This window comes from Achromobacter sp. 1L-A-4-B-C2 (assembly GCF_057291955.1).
Window position 1 is genome coordinate 328,585 of the sequence record NZ_JBXAWP010000005.1, and the last position, 24,414, is coordinate 352,998.

General features: G+C 66.0%; 21 protein-coding genes. 14 read left to right on the forward strand and 7 right to left on the reverse strand.

Annotated elements, in window-relative coordinates; genetic code table 11:
* Positions 1-123 precede the first annotated feature (123 nt).
* The 3 genes from AC0Z35_RS23550 to AC0Z35_RS23560 all read left to right on the forward strand — a co-directional run bounded on the left by AC0Z35_RS23550 (position 124) and on the right by AC0Z35_RS23560 (position 3,067).
* Positions 124-657, forward strand: coding sequence for a TRAP transporter small permease (locus tag AC0Z35_RS23550; RefSeq protein WP_104145083.1), 534 nt, complete (start codon positions 124-126; stop codon positions 655-657).
* Positions 654-1,952 carry a TRAP transporter large permease gene (locus AC0Z35_RS23555; RefSeq protein WP_046806945.1) on the forward strand — a complete coding sequence of 433 codons (1,299 nt, stop codon included), beginning with the start codon at positions 654-656 and terminating at the stop codon, positions 1,950-1,952. Before AC0Z35_RS23550 ends, AC0Z35_RS23555 begins: the two co-directional genes overlap by 4 nt.
* 86 nt (positions 1,953-2,038) lie before the next feature.
* Positions 2,039-3,067, forward strand: a complete 1,029-nt coding sequence (locus tag AC0Z35_RS23560; RefSeq protein WP_219990365.1) for a DctP family TRAP transporter solute-binding subunit — start codon at positions 2,039-2,041, stop codon at positions 3,065-3,067.
* A gap of 305 nt (positions 3,068-3,372) precedes the next feature.
* Here AC0Z35_RS23560 and greB read toward each other — a convergent pair whose 3' ends face one another.
* The 3 genes from greB to AC0Z35_RS23575 all read right to left on the reverse strand — a co-directional run bounded on the left by greB (position 3,373) and on the right by AC0Z35_RS23575 (position 5,854).
* The gene (gene greB / locus AC0Z35_RS23565) at positions 3,373-3,921 is read right to left on the reverse strand and encodes a transcription elongation factor GreB (protein WP_046806947.1); all 549 of its coding nucleotides are present in this window, start codon (positions 3,919-3,921) and stop codon (positions 3,373-3,375) included.
* Positions 3,922-4,002: 81 nt separating this feature from the next.
* A complete protein-coding gene (locus AC0Z35_RS23570) occupies positions 4,003-4,848 on the reverse strand; it encodes a 3',5'-nucleoside bisphosphate phosphatase (protein ID WP_046806948.1) in 846 nt (281 codons plus the stop codon).
* A gap of 70 nt (positions 4,849-4,918) precedes the next feature.
* Positions 4,919-5,854: an alpha/beta fold hydrolase gene (locus AC0Z35_RS23575; protein WP_219990366.1), complete on the reverse strand. Its 936-nt coding sequence runs from the start codon at positions 5,852-5,854 to the stop codon at positions 4,919-4,921.
* Positions 5,855-6,185: 331 nt separating this feature from the next.
* On the opposite strand from AC0Z35_RS23575, the gene cfa reads away from it, so the two are divergent.
* On the forward strand, positions 6,186-7,373 hold the full coding sequence (gene cfa / locus AC0Z35_RS23580; protein ID WP_104145080.1) for a cyclopropane fatty acyl phospholipid synthase: 1,188 nt from the start codon (positions 6,186-6,188) through the stop codon (positions 7,371-7,373).
* A gap of 19 nt (positions 7,374-7,392) precedes the next feature.
* Here cfa and AC0Z35_RS23585 read toward each other — a convergent pair whose 3' ends face one another.
* Positions 7,393-9,051: a GMC family oxidoreductase gene (locus AC0Z35_RS23585; RefSeq protein WP_485132871.1), complete on the reverse strand. Its 1,659-nt coding sequence runs from the start codon at positions 9,049-9,051 to the stop codon at positions 7,393-7,395.
* A 187-nt stretch (positions 9,052-9,238) separates the two neighbouring features.
* On the opposite strand from AC0Z35_RS23585, the gene AC0Z35_RS23590 reads away from it, so the two are divergent.
* Entirely contained in the window at positions 9,239-10,126 is an 888-nt protein-coding gene (locus AC0Z35_RS23590) for a LysR family transcriptional regulator (protein WP_485132870.1), read from the forward strand.
* Between the two features lie 97 nt (positions 10,127-10,223).
* Here the strand turns inward: AC0Z35_RS23590 and AC0Z35_RS23595 are convergent, their stop codons facing one another.
* Positions 10,224-11,387, reverse strand: a complete 1,164-nt coding sequence (locus AC0Z35_RS23595; protein ID WP_485132869.1) for an NAD(P)/FAD-dependent oxidoreductase — start codon at positions 11,385-11,387, stop codon at positions 10,224-10,226.
* Between the two features lie 139 nt (positions 11,388-11,526).
* On the opposite strand from AC0Z35_RS23595, the gene AC0Z35_RS23600 reads away from it, so the two are divergent.
* From AC0Z35_RS23600 to AC0Z35_RS23640, 9 genes are all read left to right on the forward strand, one after another.
* Positions 11,527-12,162: a helix-turn-helix domain-containing protein gene (locus tag AC0Z35_RS23600; RefSeq protein ID WP_104145077.1), complete on the forward strand. Its 636-nt coding sequence runs from the start codon at positions 11,527-11,529 to the stop codon at positions 12,160-12,162.
* Between the two features lie 52 nt (positions 12,163-12,214).
* A complete protein-coding gene (locus tag AC0Z35_RS23605; protein ID WP_485132868.1) occupies positions 12,215-13,297 on the forward strand; it encodes a flavodoxin family protein in 1,083 nt (360 codons plus the stop codon).
* Positions 13,298-13,358: 61 nt separating this feature from the next.
* Entirely contained in the window at positions 13,359-13,982 is a 624-nt protein-coding gene (locus tag AC0Z35_RS23610) for a low affinity iron permease family protein (RefSeq protein ID WP_485132867.1), read from the forward strand.
* A 339-nt stretch (positions 13,983-14,321) separates the two neighbouring features.
* Positions 14,322-16,895, forward strand: coding sequence for a nitrite reductase large subunit NirB (gene nirB, locus AC0Z35_RS23615; RefSeq protein ID WP_219990371.1), 2,574 nt, complete (start codon positions 14,322-14,324; stop codon positions 16,893-16,895).
* Positions 16,895-17,281 carry a nitrite reductase small subunit NirD gene (gene nirD, locus AC0Z35_RS23620; protein WP_485132866.1) on the forward strand — a complete coding sequence of 129 codons (387 nt, stop codon included), beginning with the start codon at positions 16,895-16,897 and terminating at the stop codon, positions 17,279-17,281. The genes nirB and nirD overlap by 1 nt, the downstream gene beginning before the upstream one ends.
* A gap of 43 nt (positions 17,282-17,324) precedes the next feature.
* Entirely contained in the window at positions 17,325-18,137 is an 813-nt protein-coding gene (locus AC0Z35_RS23625; RefSeq protein WP_046807848.1) for a formate/nitrite transporter family protein, read from the forward strand.
* Between the two features lie 24 nt (positions 18,138-18,161).
* Entirely contained in the window at positions 18,162-19,925 is a 1,764-nt protein-coding gene (locus AC0Z35_RS23630) for a bifunctional protein-serine/threonine kinase/phosphatase (RefSeq protein ID WP_485132865.1), read from the forward strand.
* 25 nt (positions 19,926-19,950) lie between these two features.
* Positions 19,951-20,724: a uroporphyrinogen-III C-methyltransferase gene (gene cobA / locus AC0Z35_RS23635; protein ID WP_485132864.1), complete on the forward strand. Its 774-nt coding sequence runs from the start codon at positions 19,951-19,953 to the stop codon at positions 20,722-20,724.
* A gap of 16 nt (positions 20,725-20,740) precedes the next feature.
* Positions 20,741-22,018, forward strand: a complete 1,278-nt coding sequence (locus AC0Z35_RS23640; RefSeq protein ID WP_485132863.1) for a nitrate- and nitrite sensing domain-containing protein — start codon at positions 20,741-20,743, stop codon at positions 22,016-22,018.
* 201 nt (positions 22,019-22,219) lie between these two features.
* On the opposite strand, the gene AC0Z35_RS23645 is transcribed toward AC0Z35_RS23640, so the two are convergent.
* Positions 22,220-23,770, reverse strand: a complete 1,551-nt coding sequence (locus AC0Z35_RS23645) for an MFS transporter (protein ID WP_485132862.1) — start codon at positions 23,768-23,770, stop codon at positions 22,220-22,222.
* Positions 23,771-23,927: 157 nt separating this feature from the next.
* Complete coding sequence (locus tag AC0Z35_RS23650; protein WP_046807844.1) at positions 23,928-24,389, reverse strand: MarR family winged helix-turn-helix transcriptional regulator; 462 nt, start codon at positions 24,387-24,389, stop codon at positions 23,928-23,930.
* Positions 24,390-24,414 lie beyond the last annotated feature (25 nt).

The following is a 24,414-nucleotide window of genomic DNA, read 5'->3' on the forward strand; positions in this document are numbered from 1 at the left end:
ACGCAGCATGTTGTTGCCGCCCCGCACCACGGGAAAACACGAAGACCGGCGCCTGCGGGCCGACGGTAGGATGCAGCGACCCCATGACTAGAACGCGCCAAGCGCCCTGCCGTCGCCGCACCCATGTCCCGCCCTGAAGCCCCCGCCGAACCCGTCGAACCGATCATCCCCGTTGAATCCGAACCCGCCGTCAAGGTGCCGCTTGCCATCGAAGACTGGCTGGCCGTCATCCTGCTGGCGACGCTGGCGCTGATCACCTTCGCCAACGTGCTGGTGCGCTACTTCACCGACCAGTCATTCGCCTGGACCGAAGAAATCTCGGTGTTCCTGTTGATCGTGCTGACCATGGCGGGCGGCAGCGTGGCGTTCGTGCGCAACCACCACATCCGCATCGAAATCCTGGCGGACAGCGGCTCGCCCCGCCGCCAGCGCATCCTGGCCTTGATCTCCAACGGCTGCGTGCTGGCCTTTTTCGTGCTGCTGACCGTGCTGTCGGTCAAGCTGGTGTCCGACGAATTCATCTACGAAGAAACGTCGCCGGCCATTGGCGTGCCTACCTGGTGGTATTCGATCTGGCTGCCCGTGATGGCCGCGGCGATCTCGCTGCGCACGCTGGGCACCATCCGCCGCATCGCCCGGGGCGCCGACACGAAATGATCGCCACCCTGCTCTTCGTTGTCTTCATTGTGCTGATGCTGATCGGCGTGCCCGTGGGCGTGGCGCTGGGCATCGGCGGCACCGTCGCCATCGTGCTGTCCAACCTGGACACGCCCTGGTATGGCCTGTTGACCGTGCCGCAGAACTTCTACGCGGGGCTGGCCAAGTACCCGCTGCTGGCCATCCCCATGTTCGTGCTGGTGGGTTCCATCTTTGACCGTTCGGGCGTGGCCAAGCGGCTGGTGGACTTTGCGATTGCCATTGTGGGCCGGGGCCCGGGCATGCTGCCGCTGGTGTCGATTGCGGTGGCCATGTTCCTGGGCGGCATTTCGGGTTCGGGCCCGGCATGCGCGGCGGCGGTGGGCGCGGTGATGATTGCGGCCATGTCGCGCGCCGGCTACCCGGGTTCGTTCTCGGCGGCCGTCGTTGCAGCCGGCGCCGCCACCGACATCCTGATTCCGCCGTCCGTCGCCTTCATCATCTATTCCGTGCTGGTGCCCGGCGCGTCGGTGCCGGCGCTGTTCGCGGCGGGCATGATCCCCGGCATCCTGGCCGGTTTCGCGCTGATCATTCCGGCCGTCTGGCTGTCGCGCAAATACAAGATGGGCGCGCTGGAAGCTCACCTGCCGCGCCCGCCCTTCTGGGCAAGCCTGCGCGAAGCGTCATGGGGCCTGGCCGCGCCGGTGCTGATTTTGGGCGGCATGCGCCTGGGCTGGTTCACGCCCACCGAGGCGGCGGTCGTGGCGGTGTTCTACGGCTTGTTCGTGGGCGGCTTCATCCACCGCACCATCAAGCTGCGCGACCTGTACACCATCTTGCGCGAGGCGGCCGAGCTGTCCGCCGTGATCATGCTGGTGGTGACGCTGGCGGGCATCTTCGCCTGGGCCTTGTCCACGCTTAGCGTGATTGACCCGATCACCAACGCCATCGTCAATTCCGGCCTGGGCGAATGGGGCGTGCTGTCGCTGCTGATTCTGCTGCTGATGACGGTGGGCATGTTCCTGGACGGCATTTCGATCTTCCTGATCTTCGTGCCGTTGCTGATGCCCATTGCCAATGCCTACGGCTGGGACCCGGTGTGGTTCGGCGTGATCCTGACCTTGAAGGTGGCGCTGGGCCAGTTCACCCCGCCGCTTGCCGTGAACCTGATGGTGTCGTGCCGCATTGCGCGCGTGCCGATGGAATCCACGGTGCGCTGGGTGGTGTGGCTATTGGGCGCCATGTTCCTGGTGCTGGTGGCGGTGCTGGTGTTTCCGCAGCTGGCGCTGTGGTTGCCGAAAAAGCTGGGCTATTGAAAGGGCAGGTTGCAGCACAACCATCAACGACCGACAACAAACAACCGACAACAACAACAGACACACTCAGAGAGAGGAGACACCGCATGAAATTCCGCAACCTGATCGGCGCCGCGCTGTGCGCCGCCGCCGTGGTCGGCATGACGCCGGCGCACGCGCAGAACTACAAACCCGAATACAAGCTGTCCATCGTGGTGGGCACGACCTTCCCGTGGGGCCAGGGCGCCGAGATCTGGTCCAAGCTGGTGCGCGAACGCACCGATGGCCGCATCAACATCAAGGTGTACCCGGGCACGTCGCTGGTGCAGGGCGACCAGACGCGCGAATTCACCGCCATCCGCCAGGGCGTGATCGACATGGCCGTGGGGTCCACCATCAACTGGTCGCCGCAGGTCAAGCAGCTGAACCTGTTCTCGCTGCCCTTCCTGATGCCCGACTACGCCGCCATCGACGCGCTGGTGCAAGGCGACGTGGGCCGCGAAATGTTCAAGCTGATTGAAAAGGCCGGCGTCGTGCCGCTGGCATGGGGCGAAAACGGCTATCGCCAGCTCAGCAATTCCAAACGCGACATCAAGAAGCCCGAAGACATGAAGGGCATGAAGCTGCGCGTGGTGGGATCGCCCCTGTACATCGACACGTTCACCGCGCTGGGCGCCAACCCCACGCAGATGAGCTGGGCCGATGCGCAACCGGCGCTGGCCAGCGGCGCGGTTGACGGGCAGGAAAATCCGCTGTCGATCTACACGGGTTCCAAGCTGTACACGGTGGGCCAGAAATACCTGACGCTGTGGAACTACGTGGCGGATCCGCTGATTTTCGTGGTGAACCGCGAAGTGTGGAATTCGTGGTCGGAAAAGGATCGCGACATCGTGCGCCAGGCCGCGCTGGATGCCGGCAAGCAGCAGATCGTGATTGCGCGCAAGGGCGTCACGCCCGAAGACCCGTCGCTGCTGAAGGAAATTGAAGGCCACGGCGTGACCGTGACGTCCTTGTCCAAGGCCGAACACGACGCCTTCGCCAAGGTCACGCAACCCGTGTACGACAAGTGGAAGAAGCAGATCGGCGAAGACCTGGTCAATATGGCCGAAAAGTCCATCGCCGCGCGCAAGAAGTAAGGCCGGCTCGTTGAACGTCAACGCCAACGCCAACGCCAACGCCGACACCGACACCGACACCTACGCATCGATTTAAGCAGCAAGCCCCAGGGGAACGACGGCGCAAGCCGCCAAACCGAGGCAGGGACGTCAGAGCCCTCCCAACCAAACAGGCGCCAGTCAAAAGCTGGCGCCTGTTTCCTTTTTGGGCGGCGGGCAATGTTCGGGTTTGCGCGCGGACACTGTTGCGCTTTTGCCCTTCTGCCCTTTTTCCCGCTTTTGCCCTTTTGCCCCTGTTGCCGCTTTTGCCTTTTTCCCCGTCGCGCCTACGGGTAGCGCACTTCCAGAATATCCAGCTCTTCGATGCCACCCGGCGTGCGCAACACCACCGTGTCCCCTTCCCTGGCCTTGATCAGCGCGCGCGCCACCGGCGAAATCCAGCTGATCTTGCCGGCCAGCGGCTCGGCCTCGTCCACGCCCACAATGGTGACGGTGTGGTCTTCGCCGGCCTTGTCGCTATACAGCACCGTGGCGCCGAAAAAGACCTGGTCGCGGTTGGGCTGCAAGGCCGGGTCCACCACTTCGGCGATGTCCAGCCGCTTGGTCAAAAAGCGCATGCGGCGGTCGATTTCCCGCAGGCGTTTCTTGCCGTAGAGGTAGTCGCCGTTTTCCGAGCGGTCGCCGTTGGACGCCGCCCACGACACCACTTGCACCACCGACGGACGCTCGACGTTCATCAGATGCGTCAGTTCGGCGCGCAGGCGTTCGTAGCCCTCGGGGGTCATGTAGTTCTTGGTGCCCACGGGCAAAGCCTGGGCTTGCGGCAGGTCGTCGTCGTCCTCGTTGTCGGACTCTTTAACAAAGGCTTTATTCATGGCGATGCTCAAGCACTGGCGCCGTGACGGCGCAATCACATTAGTCGGGGCTGGCAGGCGGGGCGGCGCGGGCCGCCCGCGTCAAAACCAATCGTGCCAGACCGGCTTCAGGTCGGACGGCAGCGATGGCAGGCGGCCAAGGTCGATCCGGCTTTCCTTGGGGCTGTGAAAGTCAGACCCGCGCGATGCCAGGAAGCCGTAGCGGCGCGCGACCTCGGCATACTGGCGCGCTTCTTCGACGGTGTGGCTGCCGGTGGTGACTTCGATGCCCTCGCCGCCCAATTGCAGGAATTCGTCGAACAGCGCGGCGAATTGCAGCGGCGTGTACTTATAGCGGCCCGGGTGCGCGATGACCGCGCGTCCGCCCGCGCCGCGGATCCAGCCCACGGCTTCGGCCAGCGTGGCCCATTGCATGGGCACATGGCCGGGGCGGTCGTCGCCCAGGTGTTTGGTGAATACGGTTTGCACGTCGGGGCAGTAGCCCGCTTCGACCAGGTAGCGCGCAAAGTGCGTGCGGCTGATCAGTTCGGGGTTGCCGGCAAACGGCAGCGCGCCTTCGTAGGCGCCCGGCATGCCCATGTCGGCCAGCCGGTCGCCGATGCGCTTGGCGCGTTCGGCGCGGCCCGAGCGGGTCTGGCGCAGGCCGGCCACCAAGTCGGCGTTGTTCGGGTCGAACTGCAAGCCCACGATGTGCACCGTCAAGCCCGCCCACGTGACCGAAATTTCAACGCCGGTGGAAAACCGCATGCCCAGGTCCTGGGCCGCGCTGGCCGCTTCGGCCAGCCCGCCTACCTCGTCGTGATCCGTCAATGCCCAGACGTCGACGCCGTTGGCGTGCGCGCGCTGCGCCACGTCGCGAGGCGCCAGCGCGCCGTCGGACACAGTGGAATGGCAATGCAGATCGATGTTCAGGGTGGGCGATGTCATCGGGCTATTGTAGAGAAGGCCCGCCGCGCTGAATAGCGCCGTGCCGTCCCCGTAATCGCACGGCGGACATTCAAGCCAACAGGAACGCCGCCACGGGTTCCACCTGGCTATCGGCGATCAGGGTAGGCGCGTGTCCCACGCCCGGCACTTCCAGCGCCTGCGCGCGCGGATTGCGTTTCAGCATTTCGTCAACCGTGGCGCGGGTCAGCAGATCGGACTTCTCGCCCCGCACGATCAGGATCGGGCACGGCGTGGCGTCATACGAGCGCCACAGGATCTGTTCGCCGGCGGCCAGTTCGTCCGGCGTTTGCGCGGCCAATGCCTGGGCCAGCGCCAGGTCGTAGTGCTTGACCCATTTGCCACCGAACTCCGGGTAAAGGAACCGGGCCAGCTCGGTCCATTGCGCGTCGGTGTGCGGGCCGAAGGTTTCGGAATTGGCGCGCATGGTGGCCACCGCTTCTTCGAACGTGGCGAATTCGCCCGGCTGACCGACGTATTGGCCGATGCGCGACAAGGCGCCCGTTTCCAGGCGCGGGCCCACGTCGTTCAGCACCAGCTTGTCCAGCTGGATGCCCTGACCGGGCGGCAGCATGCCCGCGTGGGGCCGCATCGCCTGCATGGCGCCGGCGAATACCGCGGCGCCCGACAGCGCCAGCCCGATCAAGCCGCCCATCGACGTGCCCACCCAGGCCAGCCGGGCCGGGGCCAGCCGCGCAAGCAGCGTGACCATGTCGGACACGTACTGCGGCACGGTGTAGAACGCGGGGTTGGCCAGCCAGTCCGACCGGCCACGGCCCACCACGTCGGGGCACACGACGCGGTAGCGCGACGCCAGGCGGCGGGCCAGCACGTCGAAATCCCGGCCGCTACGCGTCAGGCCGTGCACGCAGACCAGCACTTGGTCATTGGCCGGGTCGCCCCACTCCCAATACGCCATCCGGTGCAAGCCCGCCGGGCTGGCGCAGGTGACGAATTCCAAACGGGGTTGCAGGCTGGCGTCCACCATGTAAAGGCTCCACGTATCGAACGGATCGGCGCGCGCCGAAACGGCGGTTCACCAAGGCGGACTAGTGTAATCGCGCCAGCCGGACAAACGCACGACAGTTGCGCGGCCGCCCACTCTGAATTCGCCCGCGTGCCGCAGGCTGGACACTGCGCCCGCGCCTCGCTACGATCACCCCATTCTCACTGGCGCCCCCGGTTTGCACGGCAGGTAAATTGCCGTTGGCTATCAAGCCGATCCATTCATTAAATTGGAATCGGCCGTTCGTTGGGGCCAGAGTTATGAGCTTCAGGCATTGCCAGATCAGTCATCCCAAAATTGATATGGAGTCCGTATGCAGCAAAGCAGTCCTGTCTCTCCGCTGACCGCCGACCATTCTTCGCCCGACGTCAGCCCCCCGCCCCCCGAACCGCCAAAAGTGCTTCAAGACGTGTTGTCTCGCGCCGACGTGCAGATCAACGGCACGCGCCCGTGGGACATCCAGGTACATGACAAACATATGTACGAACGCGTCTTCGCCAGCTGGTCGCTGGGGCTGGGCGAATCCTATATGGACGGCGAATGGGACTGCGAACGGCTCGACGAGCTGTTCACCCGACTGCTGCGCGCCGACATGGGCTCGGCCGCGCTAGGGGTCGCGCGCATCAAGCTGATTGCCGAACACCTGCGGCACAAGCTGTTCAACCTGCAATCGAAGCATCGCGCCTTTGAAGTGGGCGAACAGCATTACGACGCCGGCAACGACGTGTTCGAAGCCATGCTGGACAGTCGCATGATCTATTCCTGCGCCTACTGGGAAAACGCCCAGACGCTGGAAGAAGCGCAGTTGGCCAAGCTGGACATGATCTGCCGCAAGCTGCAACTCAAGCCCGGTGAAACGCTGCTGGATATCGGCTGCGGCTGGGGCGGGCTGGCCAAGTTCGCGGCTGAAAACTACGGCGTGTCGGTCACCGGCGTGACGGTATCGAAAGAGCAGCTGGCGCTGGCGCAGGATCGCGTCAAGGGTCTGCCGGTACAGCTGCTGCTGCAAGACTACCGCGACCTGCAAGGCAACTTCGACAAGGTCGTGTCGGTGGGCATGTTTGAACATGTGGGGCCGAAGAACTACGACACGTACTTCAGCAACGTGCAGCGTTTGATGTCGCCGGACGGCATCTTTCTGCTGCACACCATCGGCATCGCGGCCACCAGCCAAAGCACCGACCCGTGGATCGACCGCTATGTGTTCCCGAACGGCAAGCTGCCGTCCGCGCGCGAAATCGCCGGCGCCGTCGAACACCGCTTCATCATCGAAGACTGGCACAACTTCGGCACCGACTACGACCGCACGCTGATGGCCTGGTGGGACCGCTTTGAACGCGCGTGGCCGTCGCTGCAAGCGCGTTACGGCACGCGCTTCTACCGCATGTGGAAATACTATTTGATGTGTTGCGCCGGGTTCTTCCGGTCACGCGAAGGACAGCTGTGGCAAGTCATCCTGACGCACCCGCAGCGCCAGGACGTGTACCGCTCGCTGCGCTGACGCGGCGCCATTCGCCCACCTAACGCCGCATGTCGGCGTCCTCGCGGATCATGTCGGCGGCGCGCTCCGCGATCATGATGGTGGGCGAATTGGTGTTGCCCGACGTGATAAGCGGCATCACCGACGCGTCGGCGATGCGCAACCCCTCCAGCCCGAACACGCGCAGGCGCGCATCCACCACGGCGCCGCTGTCCGCGCTCTTGCCCATCGCGCACGTGCCCACCGGGTGAAAGATCGTGGTGCCGATCTTGCCGGCGGCCTCGCGCAGTTGCGCGTCCGTCTGGTAGTCCGGCCCCGGCAACCATTCCTCTGGGCGATAGCGTTGCAACGCCGGCGCGGCGGCAATGCGGCGGACCAATCGGATGGAATCGGCCGCCACCTGGATGTCGGCCTCGGTACTGAGGTAATTGGCGGCAATGACCGGCGCCGCGCCAGCGGGCGTGCCCGCCGCGCCCTGCGCATGCACGCTGCCGCGCGACGTCGGCCGCAGGTTGCACACGCTGGCCGTGAAGGCGTCGAAGGCGTGCAGCGGTTCGCCAAACGCGCCCAGCGACAAGGGCTGCACATGAAACTCTACATTCGCGCGCGCCTGGCCCGGGTCAGACTTGGCAAACGCCCCCAGCTGCGACGGCGCCATGCTCATCGGGCCGCTACGGCGCAGCAGGTATTCCAGCCCGATGCCCGCCTTGCCCAACCAAGATCCCGCGATCCGGTTCAGCGTCTTCACGCCATTGACCTTCAGGATCACGCGCAATTGCAGATGGTCTTGCAGGTTTTCGCCCACGCCCGGCAAGGCATGGCGCAGCGCGATGCCGCTTTCGCGCAAGCGCGCGGGTTCGCCGATGCCAGACTGTTCAAGCAGATGCGGCGTGTTGACCGCGCCGGCCGCCATCACCACCTCGCGTCGCGCGCGCACGGTGACAAGGCGCGGCTCGCCCTTGCCCTGCCCTTTGCCCTGCCCCTGGCTTTGGATGCGCACCTGCACGCCCACGCAGCGCTTGCCTTCAAACACCAGCTGCTCGGCCTGCGCCCCCGTCATCACATGCAGGTTGGGCCGCTTTCGAATCGGGCGCAAAAACGCCTTGGCCGTATTCCAGCGCCAGCCGCTGCGCTGGTTCACTTCAAAATAGCCGCTGCCGAAGTTGTCGCCCCGGTTGAAGTCCTGCACGCGCGGGATGCCTTCCTGTTCGGCCGCTTGCGCGAAGGCTTCCAGGATGTCCCACCGCAAGCGCTGCGCCTCGACCCGCCATTCGCCCCCGGCGCCGTGAAATTCGTTGGCGCCCCGGTGGTGGTCTTCGCTGCGCTTGAACACCGGCAGCACCTGGTCCCAGCCCCAGGCCGGGTCGCCCGACAGCGCGGCCCAGTCTTCATAGTCTTCACGCTGGCCGCGCATGTAGATCATGCCGTTGATGGACGAACACCCGCCCAGCACCCGGCCGCGCGGGTAGATCAGGGACCGGCCGCCCAGCCCCGGTTCTTTCACGGTGCGGTACATCCAGTCGGTGCGCGGGTTGCCGATGCAATACAGATAGCCCACCGGGATATGAATCCAGTGGTAGTTGTCGCGGCCGCCTGCCTCCAGCAGCAGCACCCGGATACCGGGGTCCTGACTGAGCCGGTTGGCCAGCACGCAGCCGGCCGAGCCCGCGCCCACGATGACGAAGTCGTATGTCTCCATAAGCTCTTCTTATCTGCTTGGCGGGGTTTACACCTGCCGCCACATTGAGCCGACCCGGCTTCGGCGTTGCCACGCACGCCGGGCATCTGGCGTGACTCTGGCGCAGCAGGCCGCCGCTGTCCAATGAAATGTTGAAAATCCGTTTATAAGCATCTTTAATAATGCTCACCCCATTTCGGACGGTGCCATGGACCTCAAGCATCTACGCACCTTTGCCGCCGTGGCGCGCGAAGGCAACCTGACCCGCGCGGCCGAACATCTGCACCTGACGCAACCGGCGTTAAGCCTGCAACTGAAGAACTTTCAGGAATCGCTGGACCTGACGCTGTTTGCACGCAGCGCCCAGGGCCTGGCGCCCAATGCCGACGGACGCGCCCTGCTGCCCGCCGCGCAGCGCGTGCTGGACGCCATGGAAGACTTCCAGCGCGCCATCAGCGCCTTGCGCGACACCGTGCAGGGCGAACTGCGCATGGGCACGATCCTGGACCCGGAGTTCCTGCGGCTGGGGGCCACGCTGCAACACCTGATGGAGCACTATCCGAAAATCCGCCCCACGCTGCGCCACGGCATGTCCGGGTCGGTCGGCCGCCAGGTGCGGGCGGGCGAGCTGGATGTGGGGTTCTTCCTGGGTCCGGCCGGGGGCACGGGCGGCCCACCGCTGCTGGACGTGTTGCCGCTGGCCACGTTCACCTACTACGTGGTGGCGCCCAAGGGATGGGGCGCGCAGGTGGCCGGGCGTGGATGGCAGGACATTGCCGCGCTGCCATGGATCTGGACGCCGCCGGATTCCGTGCACCATCGGCTGCTGGCCGCCCGGTTCGATACGCTGGGCGTCACGCCGAACGCGGTGGCGCAGGTGGATCAGGAAGCCTCGATGCTGGACTTGGTGCGGTCGGGCGTGGGGCTGTCGCTGGTGCGCGATTCCATCGCGCTGCGTGAGTCCCAGGCGAACGGGCTGCTGTTGCTGCCCGGGCTGGCTATCCAGGCGGAACTGTCGTTTATCACGCTAGCCACCCGCCGCGCCGATCCTCTGGTCGCGGCGGCCTTCACGGCAGTCAGGGCCGCGTTCGGGTAGTCGGCAGCAAAGTAGCTGCCCAGCCAACGCCGGCCGCAAGTCCCGCCGCAAGTCCCGCCGCAACTCCCGGCCGCACCCCGGCCGCCGGCCGTCCACGCTAGCGCAGCCGGCCCGGTGCCATCAGAGACGGCGCAACGCCCTCGTCCACCAGCCACGTTGGCAGCGGCTGTTGGGCCAGCAACGCCGCCGCCATCGCCGACACGCCTGCCGCCGATTGAATGCCGTAGCCGCCTTGCGCCGCCAGCCAGAAAAACCCGGGCTGGGCCACGTCATAGCCCACCACCATGTCGCCGTCCGGCACGAACGAACGCAGCCCGGCCCACACGTGGGACGGCCGCCGGATGGTCAGCGTGGTGGCGGATTCGATGTGATAGATGCCGGTGGCCACGTCCAGTTCTTCGGCCACCACATCGTGCGGGGCAACCGGGTCCGCGTTGGCGGGCGAGCCCAGCAACTGACCCGCGTCCGGCTTGAAGTAGAAGCTTTCGTCGATGCCGACCACGGCAGGCCAGGCGCTGCAATCCACGCCGCCGGGCGGCGCAAAAATGAAGGCGCTGCGCCGGCAGGGCTGCAAGCCCACGGGCGCCACGCCGCAGCGCCCGGCCAGGTCGTCGGCCCACGCGCCCGCCGCGTTGACCACCACGCCTGCGTGCAGTGTGGCGCCGTCCGTCAACCGCAACGTCCACACGCCGTCGTCCGACCGTTGGCCGGATTCCACCTCGGCATTGCAATGCACGACCGCCCCCTGCCGCCGCGCTGCCGCCAGAAAGCCCTGGTGCAACGCATGCACGTCCAGGTCGCGCGCGTCTGCTTCAAACAAGGCGCCGCCCGCCACCGCTTCGGGGCGGATACACGGCACACGCACCATGGCCTGGGCGGCATCCAGCAACTGCACGTTGCCCGCCTGCGCCGTCGCCGCCTCATAGCCTTGCATCAGCTGGTCGCGCTGCTCGGCACTGGCGATATACAGGCAGCCGCGTTCCTGCAGCAAAGGGTGTTCGGTGAAACCGGCGGGCGGGTTCTCATAGAAAGCGCGGCTGGCGCGCGTCAGCGCCTGGATCTGCGCCGTGCCATAGGTTTCCATGAACATCGCGGCCGAGCGGCCGGTGGAGTGGTAGCCAGGCTGCGACTCGCGTTCCAGCAAGATGACCCGCGTCTGTCCCGGTTTTTCGGCGGTCAGGCGATACGCCAACGACGCGCCAGCAATGCCCGCGCCTACAATCACCACGTCAAATTGCTGCGCTTTCGATGCGTGTTCCACTTGCAGTCCCAACGTACGTGTGAATGTACGAGCCAGATATTTCTCGGATTTGAGAATTCTCGGATATGACAAAATATCCGTCAACGAAAAAAACCGGCCAGCCTAGCGCTTGCCCCTGACGCCTAGGGAAAGCACCGACATGCCCATCATCCGACCGCCCGCCTCTACGCCCCCCGCCGCCTCGCCCGCCAGCAACATCCTGGCCGACCGGACCAGCCTGGGCGTCCGATTGCGGGGCCTGCGCCGGGCGCGCTCGATGACGTTAAAGGAACTGTCGGCCTTGACCGGCGTGGCGCTGTCCACGCTATCGAAGATGGAACTGGGCCAGGTGTCGATCAGCTACGCCAAGTTCGCCGCCGTGGCGCGTGCGCTTGAAGTCGATATTGCCCACCTGTTCGGCCCCGTCACCCCCGCGGAAAACGGCCGCCCCGCCCCGGCCGCCCTGCGCTGCACCCTGGCCGAATCGCCCGGCTACATGACCGGCGCCTACGACTACAAACTGTTGGCCGGCCAGTATCCCCAGCGCAGCATGACGCCCATGTACGGCCGCATCCTGGCGCGCGACGCGTCGGAATTCGATGACTACATGCGCCACGCCGGCCAGGAATTCCTGGTGGTGCTGGAAGGCGAAATCGAAATTCGCTTTGAAAACGGGGAATCGCTGGTGCTGGCCAAGCACGAGACGGCCTATTTCGACAGCGGCGTGGGGCACATCTATTTAACGCGCAGCGCCCGGCCAGCCGAGATCATGGTGGTGATGACGGGCGGCAACTGACGGGCACGCGGCTTGCTGCTTGCGATGCGTCACTGTTCGCAGGCAGAGCTTCATGACCGCACCCAAGCCCGATGTGCGCACCGGCCAATATTCCGGACCACTTTCGCGCGACACCTTCCGGCTGCGCTTCATGCGCCGCTTCTATGACCCCGCCTTCCAGGCCGAACAAGCCGCGCTGGACCGGCTGGAAGCCATTGCGTGGGACGCCTACCAGGGCGGCCGCAAAGCGCCCATCACCGTCAAGGCCGGCGCGGCCTACGCCGATCCCGACTACGACTTGTCGGTGGAATGGAAAGACGCCAACGACCGCCTGGCGCAAGCCGCACAGAAGCAGCGCCGCCCGGATACGCCGTCGCGCGTACTGGTGGTGGTGGGCGCTTCGCGCAACGACGGCACCTGTCCGGGCGAGGTGTCCAAAACGTGGCGTCTGGCGCAGATCGTGTGCGCCGAGCTGGAGGCCGCCCACGTCCAGGCCGACCTGCTGGACCTGAGCCGGCTCACGTCCGAATACCAATATCAGATCCATCCGTGCAAAGGCTGCGTGTCCACCGCCATGCCGCTTTGCCACTGGCCGTGCAGCTGCTATCCCAACCATTCGCTGGGCCAGGACAACGACGCCATGAACGACATCTACGAGCAGTGGGTGGCGGCGCACGGCGTGATCCTGCTGGCGCCCACCTATTGGTATCAGTCGCCCAGCCCGCTCAAGCTGATGATCGACCGGCTGGTGTGCGCCGACGGCGGCAACCCGGACCCGACCACCACGTCCGGCAAGGACGCGGCCAAGGCCAAGGCCATTGAACTGGACGGCTGGCCCTATCCGAAACACCTGGCGGGCCGGGCTTACGGCCTGGTGGTGCACGGCGACGTGGCGGGTATCGAGGGCCAGCGGCGCGCGCTGAGCGATTGGCTGGACTGGATGGGCCTGATTGATGCCGGGTCGATGGCCCGGCTGGAGCGGTACATCGGCTACTACAAGCCCTACGCCACCAGCCACGCCGACCTGGACCTGGACACGGCGGTGCAGGAAGAGGTGCGCAACGTTGCGCGCGCCATGGCGAACTGCCTGCCGCGCCTGCGCGCCGGTGAATTGACCCCGCCCGATGCGGGGCTGCACGACCCGCGGCCCAAGTAGCCGGGACGGTGGCTTTGTAGATGCAATGCAATCAGAGGATGAGGATTAGCAGGTGATGCTCATGAAGAACGATGTGGAAGCAAAGAAGACGGCGCAACAGCACGGCGACAAGCCGGGCGATAAACCAGCCGACAAGCCGGGCGACACGCCGGCCGACAAGCAAGGCAAGCAGCCGCAACCCGTGCCGAAGTCGAATGCCTTCACAAAATTCTTCGACCATTTTGCCGCGCGCGTCACGCATTGGGCGGGCTCCCCCATCGCGTTCGGCTCGGCCTTGTGCGCCGTGATCGTGTGGGCCGTCACCGGCCCCTTCTTCGGTTATTCGGAAACCTGGCAGCTGGTCATCAACACCGGCACCACCATCGTCACGTTCCTGATGGTGTTCTTGATTCAGCAAAGTCAGAACAAGGACGGCCGGGCGCTGCACCTGAAGCTGGACGAACTGCTGATCGCCTTGAAAGGCGCGGACGAACAACTGGTGGACGCCGAACAACTGGACGAAGACAAACTGCTGGCGCTGGCAGCGGCGTGCACGGCACGCGCTCGCGCCAAGGCACGCAGCGACCGCTCCAAGGGGACCAAGTCACGCCGATCGAAGTCGGTCAGGGGCAGCAAGACCACCGTCCGTAGCAGCCTGCGGGTACGACGCGGCGCGTTCCGCGCGGGCAAAGGCGCCCACCCCTGACGGCAACCCTGCCGCGCCGCCCCACCATGCTGCGCCGCGCCAAAGCAGTGCGCGCCGCACAACAACTTGCACCGCTTTGACGCACCGCGCGGCCCGCCTGGCGGCCGCGTGTGTCGCCTGATGTCCCCACGCGTTCCGCCCTTTTCCCTATGACGCCGCGCGCAACCCCGCCCCGCGCGGCCGTCCTTTTCCAACCTGGCATGGTCTTTGCTTAAGTGTTCATGCAGGCCCCAACAGGCCCGCGGCACAATTTAAGCAGTACCGGCAAAGGCGCCCCGACCGACAGGTCCAGGGCGCTTTTTGTCTTTTGAAACCCAAACCACAAGCCTGGGGAAATTCATGAAAGCAACGGCCACTCCCGCCTCCTTGCGGACCTTGGTTGTCATCGGCAACGGCATGGTGGGCCACCATTGCGTCGAACAGTTGATTGCACGCGGCGCGCTGGAGCGCTATCGCATCCATGTCTATGGCGAGGAAACGCGCCGCGCTTACGACCGCGTGCATCTGTCCGAATACCTGAATGGCCGCGACGCCGAATCGATGTCGATGAGCGAGGCCGCCTTTTATGACCGCGACGGCCTGACCCTGCATCTGGGCGAACCGGTGCTGGACATCGACCGCCACGCGCGCGAAGTGGTCACGGCCAACGGCCGCGTCGGCTACGACAAGCTGGTGCTGGCCACGGGCTCTTACCCGTTCGTGCCGCCCATTGCCGGCGCCGAGGGCGCGTCGCGCCTGGTGTATCGCAGCATCGACGACCTGGACCTCATCCGCGCGGCCGCCCAAGGCGCGCGCCGTGGCGTCGTGGTCGGCGGCGGCCTGCTGGGGCTGGAGGCGGCCAACGCCTTGAAGTCGCTGAACCTGGAAGCGCACGTGGTGGAATTCGCGCCGCGCCTGATGCCGGTGCAGTTGGACGAGGAAGGCGGCGCCGCGCTCAAGGCGCGCATCGAGGCGCTGGGCGTGGGCGTGCACCTGTCGCGCGCCACGCAAGACATCAAGCCCGGCACGCAGTACCGCTATCGCATGCGCTTTGCCGAAGGCGCGCCGCTGGAAACCGACCTGATCGTGTTTTCGGCCGGCATCCGCCCGCAGGTGTCGCTGGCACGCCGCGCCGGGCTGGCGCTGGCCGAACGCGGCGGCGTGGCCATCGACGACCATTGCCGCAGCAGCGATGAAAACATCTACGCCATTGGCGAATGCGCTGCCTGGAACGGCAGCGTGTTCGGCCTGGTGGCGCCGGGCTACCAGATGGCGCGCATCGCCGCCGCCGAGCTGTGCGGCGTGCCGGAACAGCCCTTTACCGGCGCCGACATGTCCACCAAGCTCAAGCTGTTGGGCGTGGACGTGGGTTCCATCGGCGACGCCCATGGCACGACGCCCGGCGCGCGCAGCTACCGCTACATCGACGAAGCCGGCGCCAGCTATCGCCGCCTGGTCGTGTCGGCAGACGGCAAGCGCGTGTTGGGCGCGGTGCTGGTGGGCGACAACCGCTACTACGACACCTTGCTGCAATACGCGCAGAACGGCATCGCGCCGCCTGCCGACCCCGCCAGCCTGATCCTGCCCGCCAGCAGCGCCGCGCCCGCGCTGGGCGTCGATGCCTTGCCCGCCACTGCCACGATCTGCTCCTGTCACAACGTCAGCAAAGGCGCCGTCAGCGCCGCCATCGACGGCGGCTGCACCGACCTGGCCGGCGTAAAAAGCTGCACCAAGGCGGCCTCGGGCTGCGGCGGTTGCGCCGCGCTGCTCAAGCAGGTGGTGGAACACGAACTGGCCAGTCGCGGCGTCGCCGTCGACAAAAGCCTGTGCGAACACTTTGCCTATACCCGCCAGGAGCTCTACGCCATCGTGCGCGTCGGCGGCATCGAAACGTTTGAAGAACTGTTGGCCAGCCATGGCAAGGGCCACGTCGGCTGCGACATCTGCAAGCCCGCCGTGGGGTCAATTCTGGCGTCGTGCTGGAACCGCCCCATTCAGGAACCGCGCCTGGTGCCGCTGCAAGACACCAACGACACCTTCATGGCGAACATGCAAAAGAACGGCACCTATTCGGTGGTGCCGCGCATACCGGCCGGCGAGATCACGCCCGACGGCCTGATCGCCATCGGCGCCGTCGCCAAGAAATACAAGCTGTACACCAAGATCACGGGCGGCCAGCGCATCGACCTGTTCGGCGCGCAGCTGCACGAACTGCCCGACATCTGGAGCGAGCTGATCGCCGCCGGTTTTGAAACCGGCCATGCCTACGGCAAGTCCACCCGCACGGTGAAGTCCTGCGTGGGCAGCACGTGGTGCCGCTACGGCGTGCAGGACAGCGTGCGCATGGCGCTGGACATCGAACACCGCTACAAGGGCCTGCGGTCGCCGCACAAGCTGAAGTTCGCGGTGTCCGGCTGCACCCGTGAATGTGCCGAGGCGCAAAGCAAGGACATCGGCGTCATCGCCACCGAAAACGGCTGGAACCTGTACGTGTGCGGCAACGGCGGCATGCGCCCACGCCACGCCGAACTATTCGCCACCGACCTGGACGACGCCACGCTGATCCGCATGATCGACCGCGTGTTGATGTTCTACATCCGCACCGCCGACAAGCTGCAACGCACGTCCGTCTGGCGCGAGTCACTGGAAGGCGGGCTGGACTATCTGAAGGACGTGGTGCTGAACGACAGCCTGGGCCTGGGCGCCGAGCTGGAAGCGCAAATGCAGTTGGTGGTGGACCGCTATGAATGCGAATGGGCCAACACCGTCAGCAGCCCGGAAAAGCTCAAGCGCTTCCGCACTTTCGTCAACGAGCGTGGCGGCGACCCGGACATTCAGTTCGTTCAAGAACGCGGCCAACCCCGGCCCGCCCCGGCCCCCTCGCCTGCACGCCCGGCGGCGCGCGTCATCCCCATCGCCGAGGAGATCGTCTGATGAACGCCCTGGCCCCCGCCTCCACTGGCGCCCGCACTGCCGCCCCCGCCTCCCGCGCATCGACCTGGCGCGCGGTCTGCACCCGCGATGACCTCGTTGCCGACTCTGGCGTGGTCGTCTTGCTGGATGGCCAGCAGATTGCCTTGTTCTACCTGCCCGACGCCGACGGCCCGGCCTTATACGCGATTGAAAACCGCGATCCCAAATCCGGCGCCAACGTTATCGGGCGCGGCCTGCTTGCCCATCTGGGCGGCGATCTGGTCGTGGCCTCGCCGCTGTACAAGCAGCACTTCCGTCTGGCCGACGGCAGCTGCGTGCAGTACCCCGAACAGCAATTGCGCACCTGGCAGGCCCGCTTCAACGGCGACACCGTTGAAATTGCCTGACGCCCGCTCCCCTTATCACTGTCACCAACGCAAAAGGTAAATCATGTCCTACCTGGTCCCTTCCGAATTCGTCACCAAGATGGTGGACGCCGGCGAATCCAAAATCTACATGGCGACGCGCGACGTTCTGATCCGCGCCTTCATGGCGGGCGCCATCCTGGCCATTGCCGCCGTGTTCGCGGTGACCGTCACGGTGCAGACCGGCTCGCCCATCCTGGGCGCGGCGCTGTTCCCCGTGGGTTTTTGCATCCTGTACCTGATGGGCTTTGACCTGTTGACCGGCGTGTTCGTGCTGACGCCGCTGGCGCTCTTCGACAAGCGCCCGGGCGTGACCGCGAAGGCCATCCTCAAGCACTGGGGCGTTGTCTTCGTGGGCAATTTCCTGGGTGCGTTGACGGTGGCCGTGTTGATGTCGATTGTGTTCACCTACGGCTTTTCCGTACCGCCCAACAAGGTCGGTGAAGTCATTGCGCACATCGGTGAAAACCGCACGCTGGGCTACAAGGAATATGGCGCGGGCGGCATGCTGACGATCTTCATCCGAGGCGTGTTGTGCAACTGGATGGTGTCGCTGGGCGTGGTCGGCGCCATGATTTCGACGTCGGTCAGCGGCAAGGTCATCGCCATGTGGATGCCCGTGATGCTGTTCTTTGCGATGGGCTTTGAGCATTCCATCGTGAACATGTTCCTGTTCCCGTCGGCGATGATCATGGGCGGCAAGTTCTCGATCATGGACTACATGATCTGGAACGAAATTCCCGTGGTGCTGGGCAACCTGATCGGCGGCATCTCGCTGACCGGCCTGACGCTGTACACCACGCACATGAAGACCGCGCCCAAGCGCCGCTTCAACTGATTGCGCATCGGGACGCCCACCGCAATGGACCGCCGCGAACCCGGCCCCAGCACCGCCGCTACGTTGCGGGTGGCGGTGGGCCAGCACACCGAGCCGGGCGTCAAACCCGTCAACCAGGATTTTCACGGCCTGTGCGTGCCCGGCGAGCCCTTGCTGCACACCAAGGGCATCGCAGTTGCGCTGGCCGATGGCATCAGCAGCAGCCAGGTCAGCCACATCGCCAGCGAAACGGCGGTGGCAAGCTTTCTGGAAGACTATTACTGCACGCCCGAAACCTGGTCGGTGAAAAAGTCGGCGCACAAGGTATTAAGCGCGGCCAACAGCTGGCTGCACGGGCAAACGCGCCAACGCCATCACGCCGACCAGCCGCGCGATGCGGATCGGGGTTATGTCTGCACCATGACGGTGATGGTGCTGAAAGCCACTACCGCGCACATCCTGCACATTGGCGACGCGCGCATCTACCGTTTGCGCGCGGGCGTGATGGAGCAGCTGACCGACGACCATCGCGTCTGGATATCGCAAGACAAAAGCTATCTGGGCCGCGCGCTGGGCCTGGCGCCGCACCTGGAAGTGGACTACCACACGCAGCCGCTGGAAGCCGGCGACGTCTTCTTGCTGGCTACCGATGGCGTCTACGAACATATCAATGCGGACGACGTCGCCCAGGCCATCGCGGCCCACCCCGACGCACTGGACGCGGCGGCGCGCCGCCTGGCGCAGCGGGCGCTGGAACGCGGCAGCACCGACAACCTGACCGCGCAAATCGTCCGCATCGACGCCCTGCCTGCGCGCCGCGCCTTTGAACTGGCGCAATACAGCCTGAACCTGCCTTGCCCGCCGCTGCTGGCGGCCGGCATGGAATTCGAGGGCTTTCGCATCCAGGACGAGTTGCACGCCAGCCACCGCAGCCACGTCTATCTGGCGCATGACATCGACAGCGGCGACGCGGTGGTCATCAAGATTCCGTCGCTGGACCTGCGGCATGACCCCGCGTATCTGGAACGCCTGCTGACCGAGGAATGGATCGCCCGCCGCATCGACAGCCGCCACGTCGTGCGCGCCTGGCCCATGCCGCGCGAGCGCCGCACGCTGTACACCGTCAGCGAATACCTGCCCGGGCGCACGCTGACGCGCTGGATGGCGCAAAACCCCCGCCCCACGCTGGCGCAGGCGGTGACGCTGATTGAACAGGTTGCCCGTGGCCTGCAAGCGTTTCATCGCCTGGATATCGTGCACCAGGACCTGCGGCCCGACAACGTGCTGATCGGTGACGACGGCGTGGCGCGCATCATCGACCTGGGCTCGACCCAGGCGGCCGGGCTGTGGGACGCCGCCGCGCAGGGCGACGAGCCGCCCGCCATGCTGGGCACCGCCCAATACGCCGCGCCCGAATACTTTCTGGGCGAAGCCGGCACGCCGCGATCCGACCTGTATTCCCTGGCCGCCATGCTTTACCAGATGCTGTCCGGCCGGCTGCCCTATGGCGCCGACGTGGCGCGCGCGCGCAGCCGCGCCGCGCAGATGCGGCTGACGTATGTGTCGGTGCTGGACCGCGAGCGCGAGCTGCCCGCGTGGGTTGACGGAGTCCTGAGCCGGGCGCTGCACCCCGACCCCGCGCTGCGCACCGCCGAGCTATCGGAATTCACGCACGCGCTGCGCCATCCGCCCGAGGCCACGCACCGGGGCGAACGGCTGCCGCTGCTGGAACGCAACCCTTTGGCGTTCTGGAAAGGCCTGTGCCTGGTCCAGTTCGTGGTGGTAGTTTTTCTTTTGCTTGATCGCTGATCCCCTGCATCCCCTGGAGCCCATCATGAACCCTTCCGTCTGGCTGATCGGCGCCGGCCCCGGCGACCCCGAACTGCTCACGATCAAAGCCGTGCGGGCGTTGGGACAAGCCGACGTCGTCCTGGTCGATGACCTGGTCAACCCGCAAGTGCTGGACTACTGCCCGCAGGCGCGGCTGGTCTATGTGGGCAAGCGCGGTGGCTGCCGTTCAACCCCGCAGGAATTCATCCAGCGGCTGATGCTGCGCTATGCCCGCCAAGGGCTGCGCGTGGCGCGGCTAAAGGGCGGCGACCCCTGCATCTTCGGACGCGGTGGCGAAGAAGCCCAATGGCTGAGCGACCACGGGGTGGCCTGTGAAGTCGTCAACGGCATCACGGCCGGGCTGGCCGCCGCCACCGCTTGCGGCATCCCATTGACCCAACGCGGCATGGCCCAGGGCGTTACACTGATCACCGCCCATTCCCAGGACGGCGCCACGCCCGACTGGACGGGGCTGGCGCAAAGCGGCACGACGCTGGTGGTCTACATGGGGGTAGCCAAATTGCACGACATGAGCAGCCAGTTGCTGGCGGCCGGCATGGCGCCCGACACGCCCGTGGCGATGATCGAACGCGCCTCGCTGGCGGATCAACGTGAATGCCGCTCGACGCTGTCCGGCATGACGTCCGACGCCGCCGCCTTTCAGCTGCGCAGCCCCGCCGTGCTGGTCATCGGCGACGTCGCGGCATGCCACGTGCTTGACAGGGTTGATACCCCCCGGCCGCAAGCCGCCGAACCGCTGATGCGCCGCAGCGCCTGATCCTCCCCTTGCCCTTATGGTCGAACGCCACATCCCACCCCCGCTGCGTTTCCTGCTTGCCGCGCGGCGCAGTGAACTGCACGGCCTGGAAAGCCTGGCTGTCACGTGCGAACTGGCCGTGCACGTCAGCGCGCTGGTGCACGCGCTGCAAAAAGAACGCGGCTATTCCAACCTGACGCTGTGCAGCGCACAGAACGGCGTGCCGCAAGACGGCAAGGCCCAGACGCTGAGCGGGCTGGCTCAGGAATCCGCCCGCGTCGAGGCCGACGTCCGCCGTTTTCTTGACGGGCTGGCGGCCACCGCCCCGCACGCCGGCAACAAGGCGCGCCTGCTTAACTGCATTGCCTTCGCGCTGTTTCGGCTGGACGAATTGCCGGCGCTGCGCCGCCAGGTGCGTGATGTGTCCGTGCCCGCCGAAGACGCCGATGCCCGCTACACGCAAATCATCAGCAGCCTGCTGGCCGTGGTGTTCGAAGCCGCCGATTCCGCGCTGGACCCCGGCGTGACGCGCCTGCTGGTCGCGCTGCTGAACTTCATGCAGGGCAAGGAACTCAGCGGCCAGGAACGCGCCACCGGCGTCATCGGCTTCACCAACGGTTTCTTCACCGACCCGCAGAAGGCCCGCATGCTGGGCCTGGCCGCGCACCAGGCCCGCAGCTTCGACATCTATGCGCAATATGCCGAAGACGCCGCGCTGCAACGCTGGGAGAGCATCCAGCAACAAGGCCAGCCGGTCGAACGGCTACGCGACATGGCGCAACGCACGTCCGCCGACCAGCGCGTGGACGGCACGCTGGCCGAGTTGTGGTTCGAGCTGTGCACGGCCCGCATCGACGCCATGCGCGACGTTGAAAGCCTGTTGGCGCAGGCGCTGGCGCGGCAATGCGAACGCCGCATCGTCGAGACCCGCCAGGAGCTGGACGACCGACAACTGCTGCTGTCGCGCTACGCCGACCATGCCAGCGGCCGCGCGCCCAGCATGGTGTTCAGCGTGCAAAGCCGGCCCCTGGACACGCCGCCCGCCGATGGCGTGGGCAGCGTGCTGGAGCGGTCCATTCTTGAAATGATGCGCGAGCAGACGTTGCACATGCAGCGCACCGACGACGCCTTGAACACGGTGCGCGTCGCGCTGGAAGAAAGAAAGCGCATCGACCGCGCCAAGCGGCTGCTGATCAACCAATACGGCCTGACCGAGCAGGCCGCCCATGAACGCCTGCAACGCGCGGCCATGGACGGCGGCCTGTCCCTGGCCGATGTGGCGCGGCAGGTGATCGGGCAGCTGGGGCCGAACTGAGGGGCAGTGTCGGCGCGGCTGCGGGTTCGGGTGGCTGCGGGTTCGGGTGGCTGCGGGTTCGGGTGGGTGCGGGTTCGGGTGGCTGCGGGTTCGGGTGGCTGCGGGTTCGGGTGGCTGCGGGTTCGGGTGGCAGCGGGTTCGAAACAGGCGCGGTACCGGAACATGCGCGGTATCGGAACATGCGCTACCGGCACGGCCACGCTACCGGAACACCCGCTGCGTCCAGCTGATCAGCACGCCGGCCACTGCCAACACAGCCAGGGCGCGAAAGTGATCCAGATTGGCCAGCAGCGCCGACTGCTGATTCACCAGCTGCGCGATGCGCGCCAGCGCCATGCGCTGCGCCTGCACCGGATCGGCCACCGCGGCATACACGCCGCTTAGCGCGGCCTTCGCGGCTTCGACATTGACGTTGCCCTGCGTCACGCCCGCTTGCAGCACGTTGTAGTGCTTGGATGTCAACCATTGCTGCCCCACGGTGGCCGCCATGATGCCCAGCGCCTGCCCCACCTGCGCCAGCATGTTCTTGACCTGCTGCGCATGCGCAAACACCGCCGGGTCATGCGTCAGCCCCGTGAACGTGTTCATGGCGGTGGCCGGCATCAAGATCATGATGAAGACGCCATAGCAAGCCAACGCGGGCAGCACATCGGCCCAGGGATCGGCCATCGGCGTCAGCCGAGCCATCAGCACGCTGAACGCCGCCAGCGCCACAAACCCGGCCACGAAGAACTTGCGGGGCGACGGCCAACGCGGCAGCAGCTGGGCCATGACCGCAAAAGTCAGCACGCCCGCCCCCAACCCCATCGCGAAGAACATCCCCGTGTTGGCCCACGACAGGCCCAGCGCGCGTTGCAGCATCTGCGGCACCAGGTAGCCGTTGGCGCCCAACATCAAATAACAAAACATGAACAACGCCAGGCCGCACAGAAAGCGCACCTCGTTCATGCCGCCCAGCTTGAGCAGCGGCGCGCCGTTGCGCGTCTCGGCGCGGATGAAATACGCCAGCGCCAGCAGGCCGGCCAGGGCGAACAGCACCAGACGATGGCGGTCGCTGAAAAAGTCGTAGTAGGACCGCTGCAACGCATGCAGCAGCAGAAAGCTGCCCACGCCCAACGCCGCAATCGGCGCCAGGCGTGCCTGCCCGGCCACCGTGGCGCCCGCCTGCTTGCCCGGCATGGCGCGCGCCACCGGCCACATCGCCAGCAGCGACAGCCCGGCCACCAACCAGAACATCAGCGGCCAGCCATCGTGGTCCACCGCCGCCGATGCCAGCAACGGCCCCAGCGCCGTGCCGGTGCACAGGCCCGTGGCAAGCGCCTTGATGCCATGAAAGCGCGCTGGCCCCGGCGCGATCAGGTTTACCGTCAAACGGGACGACGTCAGCATGGCCGCGCACCCCATCGCCATCATCACCCGGCCCGTCAGAAAGCCGGCCTCACCCCGAGACATCGCGCACACCACCGCGCCCGCTGCGGCCGCGCCCAGCGACGCCAGCAGATAACGGCGCAGGCCCAGGTGATGCACCAGCCAGCCTTGCAACGCAATCATCACCACGGCGACGCAGGCGTAGATGACGGCAACGGAGGTGTATTCCTCGGGGCTGGCGCCGATTTCTCCCATGATGGGCGTGGCGGCAAACGTGACCATGCCGTTTTGCAGGAAGTCGATGAACGTCAGCGCGCCGATGGTGGCGAGCAAGGCGGGGGGGATTCGGGGTGTGGCTGGGGCGTCGCTGGAAAAGGCTTGCATGGCTTTGGCTTATTTTTATGCCCAGGCTGTATATGCCTAGGCAGGTAAATGGATAAAAAAAATGCAGGGGAAAAGGGCCTGCGGGTCGCTGCGTACGGGTCGCTGCGTACGGGTCGCTGCGTACGGGTCGCGGTTACGGGTCGCCGTCTACGGGGGCCTACGCCTCGTCCGCCTGCGCATTCATCAACACGCGCGACAGCAGCTTGTGCAGCGTCTCAGCGTCCGCTTCAGAAAAGCCGGCCAGCAGCCGGCGCATGGCGACTTCCGTGGCGGCCAGCGCCTGCGGCAATGCGGCTTGCCCCTGTTCGGTCAATTCGATCAGGTAGCTGCGCCGATCCGCTTCGTTCTCCACGCGGCGGATATAGCCCTTGGCCACAATGCGATCCAGCAGCCGCGTCATCGCGCCCGAGTCATACGCCAGCACCCGGCAAAAATCGCTAAGCGTGCGGCCCCACCCCTTGGCCAGGCAGTTCAGCACCACGTACTGCGGGGTCGTCAGGTCAAACGGCGCCAGTTCGCGCTCCAGCGCATCATGAATGCTGCCGCGCACGGACGTGATCATGAAACCGAGCTCACCGGTGTAGAAGCGGTCCAGCACGGCGGGTTTGGCAGTGGCCATGGTTGTCTCGTGGGGTGGATGGCGA

Coding starts and splice junctions, on each gene's coding strand:
- AC0Z35_RS23550 (WP_104145083.1), top strand. CDS start 124: ATGTCCCGCCCTGAAGCCCCCGCCGAACCCGTCGAACCGATCATCCCC.
- AC0Z35_RS23555 (WP_046806945.1), top strand. CDS start 654: ATGATCGCCACCCTGCTCTTCGTTGTCTTCATTGTGCTGATGCTGATC.
- AC0Z35_RS23560 (WP_219990365.1), top strand. CDS start 2,039: ATGAAATTCCGCAACCTGATCGGCGCCGCGCTGTGCGCCGCCGCCGTG.
- greB (WP_046806947.1), bottom strand. CDS start 3,921: ATGAATAAAGCCTTTGTTAAAGAGTCCGACAACGAGGACGACGACGAC.
- AC0Z35_RS23570 (WP_046806948.1), bottom strand. CDS start 4,848: ATGACATCGCCCACCCTGAACATCGATCTGCATTGCCATTCCACTGTG.
- AC0Z35_RS23575 (WP_219990366.1), bottom strand. CDS start 5,854: ATGGTGGACGCCAGCCTGCAACCCCGTTTGGAATTCGTCACCTGCGCC.
- cfa (WP_104145080.1), top strand. CDS start 6,186: ATGCAGCAAAGCAGTCCTGTCTCTCCGCTGACCGCCGACCATTCTTCG.
- AC0Z35_RS23585 (WP_485132871.1), bottom strand. CDS start 9,051: ATGGAGACATACGACTTCGTCATCGTGGGCGCGGGCTCGGCCGGCTGC.
- AC0Z35_RS23590 (WP_485132870.1), top strand. CDS start 9,239: ATGGACCTCAAGCATCTACGCACCTTTGCCGCCGTGGCGCGCGAAGGC.
- AC0Z35_RS23600 (WP_104145077.1), top strand. CDS start 11,527: ATGCCCATCATCCGACCGCCCGCCTCTACGCCCCCCGCCGCCTCGCCC.
- AC0Z35_RS23605 (WP_485132868.1), top strand. CDS start 12,215: ATGACCGCACCCAAGCCCGATGTGCGCACCGGCCAATATTCCGGACCA.
- AC0Z35_RS23610 (WP_485132867.1), top strand. CDS start 13,359: ATGAAGAACGATGTGGAAGCAAAGAAGACGGCGCAACAGCACGGCGAC.
- nirB (WP_219990371.1), top strand. CDS start 14,322: ATGAAAGCAACGGCCACTCCCGCCTCCTTGCGGACCTTGGTTGTCATC.
- nirD (WP_485132866.1), top strand. CDS start 16,895: ATGAACGCCCTGGCCCCCGCCTCCACTGGCGCCCGCACTGCCGCCCCC.
- AC0Z35_RS23625 (WP_046807848.1), top strand. CDS start 17,325: ATGTCCTACCTGGTCCCTTCCGAATTCGTCACCAAGATGGTGGACGCC.
- AC0Z35_RS23630 (WP_485132865.1), top strand. CDS start 18,162: ATGGACCGCCGCGAACCCGGCCCCAGCACCGCCGCTACGTTGCGGGTG.
- cobA (WP_485132864.1), top strand. CDS start 19,951: ATGAACCCTTCCGTCTGGCTGATCGGCGCCGGCCCCGGCGACCCCGAA.
- AC0Z35_RS23640 (WP_485132863.1), top strand. CDS start 20,741: ATGGTCGAACGCCACATCCCACCCCCGCTGCGTTTCCTGCTTGCCGCG.
- AC0Z35_RS23645 (WP_485132862.1), bottom strand. CDS start 23,770: ATGCAAGCCTTTTCCAGCGACGCCCCAGCCACACCCCGAATCCCCCCC.
- AC0Z35_RS23650 (WP_046807844.1), bottom strand. CDS start 24,389: ATGGCCACTGCCAAACCCGCCGTGCTGGACCGCTTCTACACCGGTGAG.